Raw genomic sequence first — 14,258 nt, 5'->3', positions numbered from 1 at the left:
TACAGATTTATTCAACTAAAAGCCCGGCAAGCCGGGCTTTTAGTTTTACTAGAACCAATTGGCTACGACTTCTTAATCGTTCCCAAATCTTCCTCACGAGCAATGGCAGCCGCTCTTACACTACTTTGAACTAAAATGAGTAGCTCGCGTAACGCGACAGAGAACTTCGCAAACTCATGGCGCTTACTGGCACGAAAATCTGCAAGCATTTGTTGCCAACGTGAAAGCAAGCTTGAATTTTCAATTATCCAGCTGATAATCCTTTCTTCTGCGCTCGTTTCCTTATGAGACATATGTAATACAGCAACGGTCAAACTTCTCTGTTGCCAATCGAGATCTTCGCGAAATGAAGCTCGCGCGAAAGCTTGCCAGTGATTATCCACAGCTTGCAAATTAATTTGCTCCAGAAACCAGTGGAGTTCTAATTTAGCGCCAAGCTTGAAGTAGACTTCCGCAACCATTGAAATATTCAGGCCGGTTAATTTTGACATTTCAACAATATCAAGGGCTGAAAACATTGTGCTTAAATAGCAAATTCTCTCAGCTAACTTCTTCGGAACCCCGTGATCCACCCAGCTATTAATATCCTCTTTGATGCCATCGTTTTCAACTTTATCTAATGCTTTATGGATCGTCTTTTGCAACTCCACCACGCCATCTTTAAAATACTCAATGCCTTCCTGGATCGCCAAATTTTTACGTCGGTGACGCAGGAACCAACGAGTACACCGTCTAACCATGCGTTGAGTCTGGTAAATCATATTATGCTTTATGGACGCAGGAATAGAGTGATCAAGCGCTTCTATCTGCTTCCACATCGCCGGCATGTCATAGATTTCTTTGGCCAAAGTAAAACAGGTTGCCACATCTGCCGGGGTCGCGCCGGTTTCATCCATTGCGCGGAAAGCAAAGTTACTCCCGAGGTAATCAACCATTTCATTCGCCAGACACATAGCGATGATTTCATCTTTCAATGGATGCTCTTGAGTTTCGCCAGCATACTTACGACGAATCGGTTTTGGAAAATAGTTAACCAGAACATCTTTGTAAAAAGGTTCATTCGCCACTTCAGGTGAACACAATTCTTCCTTTAACACCATCTTACCGTATGCTGTTAACACCGCAATTTCGGCTCGGGTTAAACCTTCACCTTGCGCCAATCGTTCGATTAGCTCTTCATCGCTGGGCAAAAATTCAAGTTCTCGATCTAGTCGCTCTTCTCTCTCAAGCCAATGGATAAAACGCATTAACTCCTTAACCATTTTTTCTGAGCGTTCTTCACTAACGCTAATCGATTGAGCCTGTAAGAAATTTTCTCTAAGAACAATCTCTCCAACTTCATCAGTCATGCTCAACAATAATTTATTGCGCTGTTTTTCAGTCATGTCGCCGGTAGCAACAATTTGATTCAGTAAAATTTTGATATTCACTTCGTTGTCAGAACAATTAACACCGCCAGCATTATCAATAAAATCGGAATTGCCACGGCCGCCTCTACGCATATATTCGATACGCGCTAACTGGGTGACACCAAGATTTCCGCCCTCCCCAATAATGCCACAACGCAGCTCAGATGCATTAATCCGCAAACCATCATTAGCTCTGTCACCTACATCAGAGTGAGTTTCTGATCCCGCTTTAATGTAGGTACCAATACCACCATTCCACAATAGATCGACTTCTGCTTTTAAGATCGCGCTTATCAACTGATTAGGAGTCAGGCTTTGTTCTTCAATCCCTAATAGTTTCTGGATTTCTTCACTGAGTGGAATCGCTTTAGAAGAGCGAGAGAAAATGCCACCACCAGCAGAAATTAATTTGGTGTTATAGTCTTCCCAGCTAGAACGAGGCAACTTAAAGAGTCGTTCTCGCTCCACATAACTTTTTTCGCTGTCTGGATTAGGATCGATAAAAATGTGCATATGGTTAAATGCTGCCACTAATTTAATATGGCGCGAGCACAACATCCCATTTCCAAAAACATCGCCGGACATATCACCGATACCAACCGCGGTGAAATCTTCGTTTTGACTGTCAATACCCATTTCCATGAAATGACGTTTCACTGACTCCCATGCGCCTTTCGCGGTAATGCCCATTTTCTTATGGTCATAACCGATGCTGCCACCGGAAGCAAACGCATCGCCCAACCAGAAACCATATTTTTCAGAAATACCGTTAGCAATATCGGAAAAAGTCGCAGTGCCTTTGTCTGCCGCAACAACCAGATAAGGGTCGTCCTCATCATGCCGGACAACACGATCAGGTGGAACCAATTTGCCATCAATCAGGTTATCGGTGATATCGAGTAGTGCACTAATGAAAGTTTCGTAGCAAGCGATACCTTCAGCCATAAACTCTTCTCTGGATAATCCCGCTAAACTCCGTTTACAAACAAAGCCACCTTTGGCACCGACCGGAACGATAACCGAGTTTTTAACCTGTTGTGCTTTCACCAGGCCGAGTATTTCAGTTCTGAAATCTTCACGTCGGTCAGACCAGCGAAGCCCACCTCTGGCAACTTTTCCACCACGAAGATGTACACCTTCTACTCTGGGTGAGTACACGAATATTTCAAACATTGGTGCAGGCTTGGGAATGTCACTGATTTGAGAAGGCTTTAATTTCAGTGAGATATAATTTTTGGATTCCCCGTTTTCATCCAATTGGAAAAAGTTAGTGCGAATTGTTGCATCAATCATTTCTAGATAACGGTGTAAAATTCTATCCTGATCGAGATTGGCAACCTCATCTAACTCGCCGATAATTCTGTCTCGTAATTCTTTTTCTACTCTTTCACTTTGTTTACTAACCGGATCAAATTTCTGGAAAAAGTAAACCACCAGTAATTTTGCAATTTCGGGATATGCTGCGAGCGTTTCTTCAACGTAACTTTGAGAAAAAGACGAACCAATTTGCCACATGTACTTCGCATACGCTCTTAACATGGCAGTCTCTCGCCAATTGAGCGAGGCTGAAAGCACCAGCCGATTGAACCCATCATTCTCGGCATCATCAAACCAGATCCGTGAGAAGGCTTCCTGGAATTTATCTTTTACCAATTCAAGATCAAGATCAATTCCCGCTGGGTGCTGCATTTCAAAATCACTGATCCATCGAACTGAACCCGCCGCGGGTTTCACGCGATAAGGCGTTTCTCCAATGATATTTAACCCCATATTTTCAAGCATCGGCATAACATCAGACAATGGCTTAGGTTGATCGCGATAAAATAGCTTAAAACGGATATTTCCATGGCCATCTTCTTGCGAGCGATACAACAACATACTCAGCGCTTTCTCGTCAGTCAGCGCTTCCATGTGTTTAATATCAAGCACCGCCGTTTGAATGATTGACTCATCTTGATAGCCAGCAGGAAAACGGTCGCTGTATCTCTGAAACAATCTTTTTCCTTCAGCTTCTCCAAACTCGCTTAACAACACTTCATTCAAGTTATCTTCCCAGCTGCGAGTTGCCTGGTAGAGATCCTTCTCGATTTCTTTGACGTCATACTTAATTGCTTCCGCATTTTCCACTGGGATAATAAAGTGCAACCTTGCCAGTATTGACTCAGAAAATGTGGTTGTGAATTGTGGTTCAGAAATTGCCCCAAATGCGGATTTGAGAATCTCGGTAATCTTTATTCTAATTCGAGTGGTATAAATTTCCCGAGGAACATAAACCAGACAAGCGAAAAAACGACCATAAGGATCTCTTCTGGCGAACAGGCGGATTATTGGTCTCTCTTGAATTTGTAAAATACCAATTGTCGTTTCATAAAGTTTATCAACGTTAGTCTGAAACAGCTCATCTCTCGGGTAGGTCTCAAGAATATTTTTAAGAACCTTCAAGTCATGTTCTTGTTTGGTAAAACCAGAGCGCTCCTGTACCGCATGAATTTTTTGGCGTAGTACCGGAATACTCATTGGGTTGAGATTGTACGCCGCTGAAGTGTATAAACCGATAAAGCGATCTTCACCAATGATCTCACCCTTTTCGTTCACTCTTTTCACACCAATGTAGTCAATATGCGCAGGTCTGTGGACACGACTTATGGCACTGAGCTTAGTGAGAACCAGTAGATTTTCGGTGTTTAAAATAAGGTTTCTCGCTCCCGCCGGCAAATCACTTAGCTTATACGCTTTTGGGCTCCAATGTTGTTTGGTTTTTAATCCTAAGCTAGCTCTCTTTTGCGGCACTAATCTTAAATCGTTCTTGTCGTTATTGAGTTCATAATAGGTATAACCCAGCAAGGTGAAATGATTACCGCTAATCCACTCCAGAAAATCACGACATTCTTTGTTTTTAGCGTTTTGCAATTTTTTCGGTAACTTGTCTAATCTTCCAATCACCTGGTTCAGTTTCTTCTTCATTTTTTCCCAATCAGAAACAGTCACCCTCACATCTGACAAAATTTCTTCCAGATTACTTTTAATCAGTTCTAATTCGGATTTGTCGAGTTGTCGATCAATCTCCAGGTACATCGGCGTCACATCATCATCGTCTTTTTCCGGATCAGGCCTTGCAATGGCAGAAATGTTAGAATCCTTATCGCGAGTAATCGTCATTGGCATATGGATGTGAAGATGGATATTAATTCCCAGGCGGTTAAGCTCCATTCTCACCGAATCGACTAAAAATGGCATATCTTTATGCACAAGCTCAATAATGGTATGGCGAGACTGCCAGCCGTGAGTTTCCAACTCTGGCGTATAAACTCTGACATCACATTCTTCGGAGCATGCCTGCATGTAATTCCATAAACTGACAATGGGCGCATAAAGTTCATTAGCGTTCTTATATTCAAAGTCAATACTTGAAATACCAGCACAAAAATAATGAGCAAATTGTGAAACGAGTTCAGCCTGTTTTTTCGAAAATTTCGACTGAATTAATTTGACGACATTCTTAAACAAAATCGTGTCATGCGTTTTTTGTTCAATAGACATAAGAATTCCTTGCCTGGGTAAAAGAGTAAAGTTAATTAGTTATCTGCCAGAACACTCTGAGTTGTTCCGAAATGACTTTATGTGGAGATCGCCATATGGATTTTTCAGTTCTGGATTTATCTGTTATGAGTAGGTCAATTCCGAAATTTAGAGAATTAATTGAAGCAAATAAAATGCTGTGCCGCGCAATTGGCAGGCATTGAGAAAATCGCTCTTTTTTTGTTTCCGTCTGCGTCATTGGAAAAACGATTAAGCAGCGACTAAAGCAGCACTGTTCTATATTTATAAGTTGGTGTAATTGTAGGATAAAGACGGCGCTTTAGCACGAAATAAATCAGATTTTTTACAGAATAGCACAGTAAGCCTCAACGCTTTTATCGCATTGAGACTTAATCGTGGGATTGTTAGTTATCGTCGGTAAAATACAGTCGCCAGAGCAGGCAACAAAATAACCGCACCAAGCATGTTAAACAGGAACATAAATGTCAGCAAAATACCCATTTCTGCCTGAAATTGAAGGACAGACATCAACCAGGTACTGACACCAATAGCCAGTGTTAATCCGGTAAAGAACACCGCATTTCCAGTTAAATTAAGGGTTTTCAGAAATGCTTCGGAAATACTCTCGCCAGCCCTGATAAAGACGATCATTCGTGAAAAGATATAAATACCATAATCCACTCCAATCCCAACGCCGAGTGCAACCACCGGTAAAGTCGCTACCGTCAAACCGATATCTAGAATACTCATTAATGCCTGCGCCATCAGCGAGACGATTGCCAGCGGAATAACAATACATAAAGTCGAGCGAATTGATCGAAAACTAATCAAGCAAAGCAAAATGACAGCCAGATAAACCCATATCAACATTGGGATCTGAGCATTACTTACCGCCTCATTCGTCGCAGCCATTACGCCGACCGGACCGGTAGCCAATCGATAGGTAACATTTTCAGTTTTGTGCTCGGCAGCGTAAGCCTTGGCGGCATCGACAACTTGCTGGATAGTTTCTGCTTTATGATCTTTGGTAAATACTAAAACAGGAATAACGCTACAATCAGAATTAAACAGCCCACTGCTGGTTTCCAGGTAACGAATCGACTGAACCAGGGTTGCCTGTTCACGCGGTAAAATCCGCCACTGTAACGCCCCTTCGTAAAACCCTGCATTCAGAATTTTAGACACTGTCGGTAAACTGATTGCTGATTGAACGCCGGACAAATTTTCCAGATTCCACTGAAACTTATCGATAGCGTTCATGATTTCAAAGCTGGTACACCCGTCTGGAATGGTTTCAACAATTATTGATATCATGTCTGTGCCAATCGAAAAATTTTCGGTGACAAACTTGGTATCCAGGTTGTAGACAGAGTCCTGGCGAAGCGCCGGCGCACCAGCATGAAGATCGCCGACTTTCATATCACGTGCAAAGAAAATAGAGACAATAACGATTAAAACGGCAACGACGATTGTTTTAGTGGCCGTTCTACCCTGGGCAAACCCAGAGAAAAATTTCCACAGTACCGCTTGTTTTTTACTCGACTGTTCAACTTTCTCAGCAAAGTTGGCAGGAAATTTTGCATAACTAAGTAATACGGGTAGCAAGATCAAATTGGTCAGGATTATGACTGCGACCCCAAGACTTGCGGTAATCGCGAGTTCTTTGATGATATCAATTTTAATAAACAATAACGTCAGAAAACCGATAGTGTCGCTCATAAGCGCAATCATACCGGGGACAAACAATCTGCAACATGCGCCATAAGCAGCTTCCGATGAATTGGTGCCTGCTGCGACATTTTTACCAACCGCATTGATCATTTGCACGCCATGGCTGACTCCGATAGCAAAAACCAGGAACGGCACCAGAATCGACATAGGGTCCAGACCAAAGCCTAACGCGGTCAATAATCCAAGCTGCCAAATAACTGCCACCACTGAGCACAATAATGGCAATACAGTCAGACTTACCGAATGAGAATAAAGAAAAACCAGGATCGCGGTAATCACAAAAGCGATAGCAAAAAACATCACCACTTGTTTTGCACCGTTACTGACATCGCCAATCATCTTAGAAAAACCGATAATATGAACTTCAATATTGTCGTATTTGTTTTCCATGTCGGTGCGGATTTGTTCGAGATGGTCGGCCACCCCTACCAAATCTGTTTTTTGTTTAGTTTTAGGATCAATTGAAAGCAGTTGGGCACTCACCATCGCTGAACCAAAATTATTGGCTACCAGACGGCCCACTAAACCCGCTTTTAGTGCATTACTTCTAACCAACTGTAATTGTTGTGGTGAGCCATCAAAACTAGCAGGGATAACCGGTCCACCGACCATGCCATCTTCAACTGCCTCAACAAATCGAGTATTGGGTGTGAAAAGAGAATTCATCAATGGCTCTGAAACACTGCTGATAGCGGCTACGCGATGAGTCGCATCTTGTAATGCTTCAAAAAATTGCTGATTAAAAATATCGCCTGATTTATCTTCTAAAACCACTAAAACCCTGTTAGCCCCACCAAAGTGTTCCTGATGTTTGATATAGGTTTTCATGTATTCGTGCTCGAGCGGAATATTCTTCTCGAAGCTAGCATCGACTTTGAGTTGCGACGCAAAATACAACATGGCAGCGGTAATCAGGCCAAAAATCCATAGAATGGTTTTACATCGACGAAAAATCCACTTTTTTATCAGGTCATCTAAATTTATACGACTCATATTTTTGTTTTTTCCAACGAATTACTTTTTAAAAAGGCTATTTAATAAACAGTAAAAATAAGTTATTAAGTCATGCTCACTAAGCAAGTTCACCTTTGATCTCAACAGAACAACACCTTCAATCAGCTCAAACTAGTTAAGCTGTGCTTTTAAAACACCCTTGATACCAACAATTAATATTTCGTGATTAGGAAGCGCTACCGCTCCCGCTAAATGTGCACGATCATCCCTTTGAAACAGCTTGACTGATTTTCCAAAATCATTACTTATCAATTGCGTTCCGTCTGAACCGACGATCAGCACTTTATTCGTAGGTAATACTAATGCTTTCTGTAGCCCAGAAACCGTTCCAGTAGTAATTTCCTCCCACGACTCACCTAAATCCTTCGAACGAAATAGATGTCCTCTCAACCCAAGTGTTAATAAATAACCATTAGGTAACTCGATAATGTCGAAAAATGACCCCTCGTAAGGGCTATCCATCTTTTTCCAGGATTGACCAAGGTCATCAGATACCGCTAAAAAGCCAAGCTCGCCGGCCATAAATAGTTTTTTCGAATCTGGTTCATACGCAACAGCATAAAAATGGGAAAATCCGATTTCTTCGTCTTCGAGATTTTCCAGGTAGACATCTTCCCAGGTTTTACCGCCATCATTGGTAGTTAAATAAAGTCCGTAAGAACCTATCGCAATTCCATTGTTAGCATTCTTGAACCAGATATCAAACAACGCAGGTTGATCCAGGCTATCGTTAGAGTATTGAACGACCCACGACTCTCCTGCATCTTCTGTCTTCAGAATGACTTGTTGATGCCCAACAGCCCAACCAACTTTGCCATCGATAAAAAATAACCTTGTTAGTAAAGCTTCAGTAGGAATTAATACTTGTCTCCAGGACTCTCCTTGATCGTCGGACAATAAAATATGGCCTCTTTCTCCCACTGCTACCAAACGATTATTTTCAATTGATTGAACATCCATCAACAATCTTTGTGAAGCCTTGATCGCCGGCGTATTCAACTTAAGCGCTTCACCACTTTCTTGCGCTCCCACTGTACCTGTTGAAATCAACAGTGATATTAATACGAGAGTTCGCATAAATTTCTTTATCGTCAACATCGAATTATCCAGATTAATATTTTTCTAAGCGATCACAAATTACACATGCCAAAATAGCATAACACTTATTCGGGCACAAAAAAGGCCGGCAGAAACCGGCCTCTTAACTGACTTTACACGTTAAATTAATTTTAAACGCAAAGCCCGATAATAATCGAACGGCTTCGTCTAACGTCTGCCGGCTCTGCGAAGGGCTGCAGGCGTAAAATCTTTTTTGGTTCGCTTTGCATTGAAGTCATACATCGCATCTTCATTATCAAGGCCAATCGCGAGGTAGCGGCCAGACTTGAGATCATGAAAAACTTCCAGGGTAGACCATAGAGTCGGCACATCGTAGTAGTTAATCGCATGGGCAAAACCGACACGCCATAACTCATCTTGTGTGTCATAAATATCGGTTACAGCAATTTGCCAACTATCTTCATCAATGTAGAAAACGCGTTTTTTGTACTGGTGTCTGGTGTCAGATTTAAGATTTGCTTCCACCACCCACACACGATGTAATTCATAACGCACCAAATCCTGATTGATGTGGCCGGCCTGAATAATCTCATCGTAAGTCACCGAGTTAGAATGCAGTTTATAAGTGTTGTAAGGGATATACATTTCTTTTTTCCCTATCAACTTCCAGTCATACCGGTTAGGTGCACCATTGTACATATCGAAATCATCAGTCGTTCTCAAACCATCAGCAGCGGTTCCCGGCGCGTCATATGCCACATTAGGTGCACGACGAACACGACGTTGACCAGTATTGTAAGTCCATGCTTGGCGTGGCTTTTTAATCTGATCAAGTGTTTCATGAACCAGAAGTGCGGTTCCAGCTAAGCGCGCTGGCGAGATAACCCACTGCTTGAAGTAAAACAACATATTGTTTTTCTCAAGATCTTCTGGCTTAGTACCTTTTTTGTTGTAGAGCTGGTCTAATTCATCACGGAACTTAACCATTGTGTAGCTACCGTCACGTTGCGGCGCAGCCTGTCCTGTGTCTCGGGTAACCGTTTCACCACGATAACGCACAATATGGTTCCAAATTACTTCAAGACCATTCTGTGGAATTGGAAATGGAAACCCTACCGCAGCCTGCTTTAATCCATTACCACCTTCAACCAGTTCCGAGCGAGCAGCATTTGCTCTTGTCGCTTCATAGACATGCTCAGGATAAGAAGCGCTACGGTGAGTTGGATAAATGTTCATCTTAAAAGTTTGCGGGTAAGCAGCGAATAACGCTAGCTGGCCCGGCGTTAGCTTATCTTTATACTCCTGTGCATTAGAAGCAGTAATGGTGAAAAGTGGTTTTTCATCAGCATAGGGATCCGGATGAAAATCTCCAGATTTAAAACCAGATGGTAGTTCTTTAATTCCACCATCCCACGCTGGAATACTACCATCAGCATTAGCTGACATTTCTGAGCCCATCGGCGTTAAAGAGGTCCCTAGTTTCGCGACATCTTCTGCTGGAACTTTTGCCATTGTGGCGCTTGATGCAAACCCGAAGCAAACCACACTGGCGATTAATGTTTTTGTTAGTTTCATACCCATGTTTGCTTGCCCTTATTAAAATGAATAACTGATATTAGCAGCGACAAAATCTTTATCACCCATTACATTTGCAGTACCAGCGCCAGTGAACATGGAATAACCAATATCAGCTTTCCATTGCGAGCGATAGTCTAATCCTAAACCGAGTGTTACTGCTTTTCTATCTTCTACGAAATTTGAAATAGGTCCAGGGGTTGTCCCCTCAACATCGTGTTGAAAAACAATTCGCGGAGACATATTCCATCCACCAACAACATCGGTGTAATCCCACTTACTAACCAATCGATAGCCCCATGAAAAATCATCGGCAAATGGATTAGTTTCAACGCCTTCAGCTGTCACACGAGCAGGGTTACCACTTCGATTGGTTCCTGGTGCATTAAACCGAAGCTCATCTTGATCCAGGAAATCGAGAATTTTATTCGCACCAAACTCGACTAACATAGTCCACTGATCAGCGCCCCAGGTCGGTCCCCAGAATTTAGTAATTGTTGCTTGATATTGAACCGTATCGAATAATCGATAGCCTGATATTTCACCACCGGGCGGCGTACCGCCTGGAATTTGAGAGGTTCCGCTTGGAACACTTCCGACAGGTTCCAAAGTTGCAAATAATAATTCAACATCATCAATTTGTAGTGGCTCGTCCTGACGGTAGGTTAATTCACCCGCAATCGAGTAGCCGCTATCGGTGGAAGTATTAAAGCTGAAACCGTACATTTGAATATCTTCAAGATACTCGAAAAATCCGGTAACTTCCGTTCCATTGTGAGCGAACGCGGAAATGATCGGTCGTTTGTTGTGGTAGTTAACATAGTAAAAACCAAACTCAGTATAGTTCCAGTCTTCCGCTAACCACGCTAATTTTACCCCGAATTGCCCATCGTCTTTGGCGTCTCTATCGTTTAACCTTCTTGCAACTGTGCCTGGCGTATTTTCAGGAATAACGGCAAACCCAAGATGGATACTGGTACCAGTTTCACCAGTAAAATCTTGTGAAGCGAAGTATGTGCCGGGTTCATCCGTTCTAAAATGCTCCCATTCGAACTGCGCATAAGCTTCTAAACTGAGTGTTTCAGTCAAATCTAATGAGGCCCAAAGGGTATTCACAGGAATCAGACCTTCTTTAATTTCCGAACCAGGGACTCTCAATTTGGTAACGTCAACGGCGTTAATTTCAGAAAGACCATGTTGAATAAATGTACTTTCCCCCCAGCTGATTACCTGTCGACCAAGCCGCGCTTGCATACTGGTCTCTTCGAAGTCCCATGTTTTATATATATAGGCATCTAATAATCGGTAATCTTCACCCTGCTCATCTAGCGCAGCATCTGTAATCGGCTTTCTGCGGGTTTCAGGACTATCGTTAAGTTCAAAATCATAAAAGCCGGTGCCGCGCACAAAAAAACCAAAACCGCTAGTATGCTCCAAACCTAATTCAGTCGTGAATTTAATCACGGTTGAAAAAGGATCATTTTTATCAAAATTCAAGTTGCCGTCGTCACCATTGTGAGACCATGAGCCTTGGGTCAAATCAATGGCTGGCAAATTTAAAAGTTCAGCCAGGTTGCCATGACCGATTCTATCATTATCGCGTTCTTCAACTCGGATACTGGTACCTAATGATACGGTAGTGTCCCAACTGCCGTTCCAGTTTTCCGAATTAATCTCGACGGCTTGTGCCGTTTGTCCAACAGAGAGTGCTAATGCGACAGCCGCTGCAACTACTGCAACTTTTGGTTTATGCATTTGGTATAGCCCTTTTTTTATCATTTTATTACCTTCCCCGTGTGAGAGCGGATTGTATAATTAGTCGAAAATCGTTTTTTTGACTGGAGTTACAAAAAAGACCTTTCTGGCAGCTCTTTACAAACTCCGGGTGTAAGATGTCCTAACTATAGGCTTAAGCCTAGTCCAAATCTATTATGGAAAATCATCCGACCAGTTTAAAGTTTTTTTTAAAGTTTTTTTATTCTATATATATCAACATGTTATGTTGCGCCACTGATGACGCAGCGCATCAAATCTAGCGAATTTTACGTAAAGATACCGCTTTTCCTCCCGCTAGATATTCCAATACAAATCTTCCATTAATACCGTTATGTGACACATGGGGATAAAGCAGGTTGGCAGGAAATCTTACTTTCAGTCCGTTAATAGCACGAACTTGCACCCACTTTATCTCACCACGGTAATAACGGATGTATTCATCAGCTGGTATCGTCAGGTTAAATTCAACCTTTAATACTTGGGTTTGATTTTGGGTCTGATTATTGGTTGAGCCGCTCATATTGGTCTTCTAGTTCAAATAACCTTCTTTCAAGCTGCGGAAGCTCGTGCTCAATATCATCCTGCTCATGACGAAGTTCCTCAATTTCATTGAGAAGCCTGCGCCGGCTTTCAACCGAGGTATTCCCAGCAATAATAGTATCTTCATGGCGTTGAATTTTAGTGGATATGTGATGCAGCCGATCGTGGTGTGACGCTATTGATGACTTGAGTTGTCCTATTTCTGAGCGAAGCCCATAGAACTGGTATCCTCGGTCAAACCCACGTCGGAACTCACCGGCCAGCTCTTGCGGACAAACATTGCTAAAACTGCGTCCCTGATTACCCAGATTAAAGCCATTTTGGTAGGTGCAAAATTGACGCAACCCTTTTTTGTGACCCAAAAGATACTTGTCGAGATCTGGAACAATGCCATATTCGGCACAAGCGCTGCGGTGTTGGCCGACATAGGAGCTTGGTCTACCTGCTGAACCATCTTCAAGTCCAATGATTTCCCAATTCGCTACTTGACACTCAGACTGATTAAGCGTTGCGCACCCAGTAAGAAAGGCTAGCAAACAAACAAAAATTAAAGTAATCAGTACACCAAAACTTCGATACATACATTCTCCGGCTAGTTAGCGCTATTTTTAATATCACAATAATAGCAGTAGTTGATTGATTAGAGTAACAATATCAAAAACTTACATCACAAAATATAATAAATGGAGACCATCTATTATTCAGCAAATCAACACTAGTCTAGACGAAACATTCTGAACTTGAGTTAAATGGCGAAGATTTAAATTATTGGGGTATTTGCAGAAGAGTTAACGCACATAAACTGAGGCATAAAAAAACGGGGCTTTTAGTTAAACTAAAAGCCCCGTTACATATGGCGCGCATGGAAGGAGTCGAACCTCCGACCGCCTGGTTCGTAGCCAGGTACTCTATCCAGCTGAGCTACATGCGCGTTATGAATCTTTGGCGCGATGCGTCAAAGGGAGCGGTATTATCCTTATGGGACTTTCTGTTGTCAACGAAATTCTTTAAAAATTTCGGTTAAATCAAAAGGTTCCAAAACCGCTTAATATTTGCTTAACAGTTTCAAGTTAAGTAATGGCGGAGAGAGAGGGATTCGAACCCTCGATGGGCTATAAAACCCATACTCCCTTAGCAGGGGAGCGCCTTCAGCCGCTCGGCCATCTCTCCATTTTCACTTTAAATTCGCTGTTTTTTGCGGGGGAGAATACTACCTGATTAAAAGTAAAAATCAATCACTTTTTTACAATTAATCAGATTCCTTGTGTGGATGGTTAAATAGTGATCACTATTCACCAGATGCCATTTCTTTTTCGCGCTGTATGCGCATATATATTTCTTCACGATGAACAGAAACTTCTTTGGGGGCATTCACACCAATACGAACCTGGTTACCTTTCACACCCAACACAGTTACCGTTACTTCATCACCGATCATCAAGGTTTCGCCAACACGGCGAGTCAAAATCAACATTGCCAATCTCCTCAAATTTTGGCTATCTAAATTGGTTAATGCGTCCTTAACTCTTATAGGTCCCTATAAAAAAGGTGCGCAATTATAACAATAGACTATTTCCTAGTCACTGTATTATTTTATTTGTATACAAAAAACCG

At 42.2% G+C, this 14,258-nt stretch carries 8 protein-coding genes and 2 tRNA genes; all 10 read right to left on the bottom strand.

All coding sequences use genetic code 11. The features are described from left to right. Positions 1 to 62: 62 nt before the first annotated feature. Positions 63 to 4,949 carry an NAD-glutamate dehydrogenase gene (locus FLL46_RS25535; RefSeq protein ID WP_142935064.1) on the bottom strand — a complete coding sequence of 1,629 codons (4,887 nt, stop codon included), beginning with the start codon at positions 4,947 to 4,949 and terminating at the stop codon, positions 63 to 65. Between the two features lie 408 nt (positions 4,950 to 5,357). Beyond that, on the bottom strand, positions 5,358 to 7,673 hold the full coding sequence (locus tag FLL46_RS25530) for an efflux RND transporter permease subunit (protein WP_142935062.1): 2,316 nt from the start codon (positions 7,671 to 7,673) through the stop codon (positions 5,358 to 5,360). Positions 7,674 to 7,805: 132 nt separating this feature from the next. After that, on the bottom strand, positions 7,806 to 8,792 hold the full coding sequence (locus FLL46_RS25525) for a WD40/YVTN/BNR-like repeat-containing protein (protein ID WP_142935060.1): 987 nt from the start codon (positions 8,790 to 8,792) through the stop codon (positions 7,806 to 7,808). Positions 8,793 to 8,960: 168 nt separating this feature from the next. After that, the gene (locus FLL46_RS25520) at positions 8,961 to 10,328 is read right to left on the bottom strand and encodes a DUF1329 domain-containing protein (protein ID WP_142935059.1); all 1,368 of its coding nucleotides are present in this window, start codon (positions 10,326 to 10,328) and stop codon (positions 8,961 to 8,963) included. A 21-nt stretch (positions 10,329 to 10,349) separates the two neighbouring features. Continuing rightward, a complete protein-coding gene (locus FLL46_RS25515; RefSeq protein WP_246119404.1) occupies positions 10,350 to 12,083 on the bottom strand; it encodes a DUF1302 domain-containing protein in 1,734 nt (577 codons plus the stop codon). A 277-nt stretch (positions 12,084 to 12,360) separates the two neighbouring features. Continuing rightward, complete coding sequence (locus FLL46_RS25510; RefSeq protein ID WP_142935056.1) at positions 12,361 to 12,624, bottom strand: DUF2835 family protein; 264 nt, start codon at positions 12,622 to 12,624, stop codon at positions 12,361 to 12,363. Next, on the bottom strand, positions 12,605 to 13,225 hold the full coding sequence (locus FLL46_RS25505; protein WP_142935054.1) for a DUF2799 domain-containing protein: 621 nt from the start codon (positions 13,223 to 13,225) through the stop codon (positions 12,605 to 12,607). Before FLL46_RS25505 ends, FLL46_RS25510 begins: the two co-directional genes overlap by 20 nt. Positions 13,226 to 13,498: 273 nt before the next feature. Further along, positions 13,499 to 13,575: transfer RNA gene (locus FLL46_RS25500), tRNA-Arg, on the bottom strand. Between the two features lie 147 nt (positions 13,576 to 13,722). Further along, a tRNA-Ser gene (locus FLL46_RS25495) sits at positions 13,723 to 13,814 on the bottom strand. Between the two features lie 118 nt (positions 13,815 to 13,932). Further along, entirely contained in the window at positions 13,933 to 14,118 is a 186-nt protein-coding gene (gene csrA, locus FLL46_RS25490) for a carbon storage regulator CsrA (RefSeq protein ID WP_142935053.1), read from the bottom strand. Positions 14,119 to 14,258 lie beyond the last annotated feature (140 nt).

Source organism: Aliikangiella coralliicola, from assembly GCF_007004725.1.
In the GTDB taxonomy this organism is placed as follows: Bacteria; Pseudomonadota; Gammaproteobacteria; order Enterobacterales; family Kangiellaceae; genus Aliikangiella; species Aliikangiella coralliicola.
Note: the sequence above shows the minus strand (reverse complement) of the source record. Positions and strands in the feature narration are given on the sequence as shown.

Excerpts from the sequence above, each read along its gene's own strand:
- FLL46_RS25535 (WP_142935064.1), bottom strand. The coding sequence starts at position 4,949 with ATGTCTATTGAACAAAAAACGCATGACACGATTTTGTTTAAGAATGTC.
- FLL46_RS25530 (WP_142935062.1), bottom strand. The coding sequence starts at position 7,673 with ATGAGTCGTATAAATTTAGATGACCTGATAAAAAAGTGGATTTTTCGT.
- FLL46_RS25525 (WP_142935060.1), bottom strand. The coding sequence starts at position 8,792 with ATGTTGACGATAAAGAAATTTATGCGAACTCTCGTATTAATATCACTG.
- FLL46_RS25520 (WP_142935059.1), bottom strand. The coding sequence starts at position 10,328 with ATGAAACTAACAAAAACATTAATCGCCAGTGTGGTTTGCTTCGGGTTT.
- FLL46_RS25515 (WP_246119404.1), bottom strand. The coding sequence starts at position 12,083 with ATGCATAAACCAAAAGTTGCAGTAGTTGCAGCGGCTGTCGCATTAGCA.
- FLL46_RS25510 (WP_142935056.1), bottom strand. The coding sequence starts at position 12,624 with ATGAGCGGCTCAACCAATAATCAGACCCAAAATCAAACCCAAGTATTA.
- FLL46_RS25505 (WP_142935054.1), bottom strand. The coding sequence starts at position 13,225 with ATGTATCGAAGTTTTGGTGTACTGATTACTTTAATTTTTGTTTGTTTG.
- csrA (WP_142935053.1), bottom strand. The coding sequence starts at position 14,118 with ATGTTGATTTTGACTCGCCGTGTTGGCGAAACCTTGATGATCGGTGAT.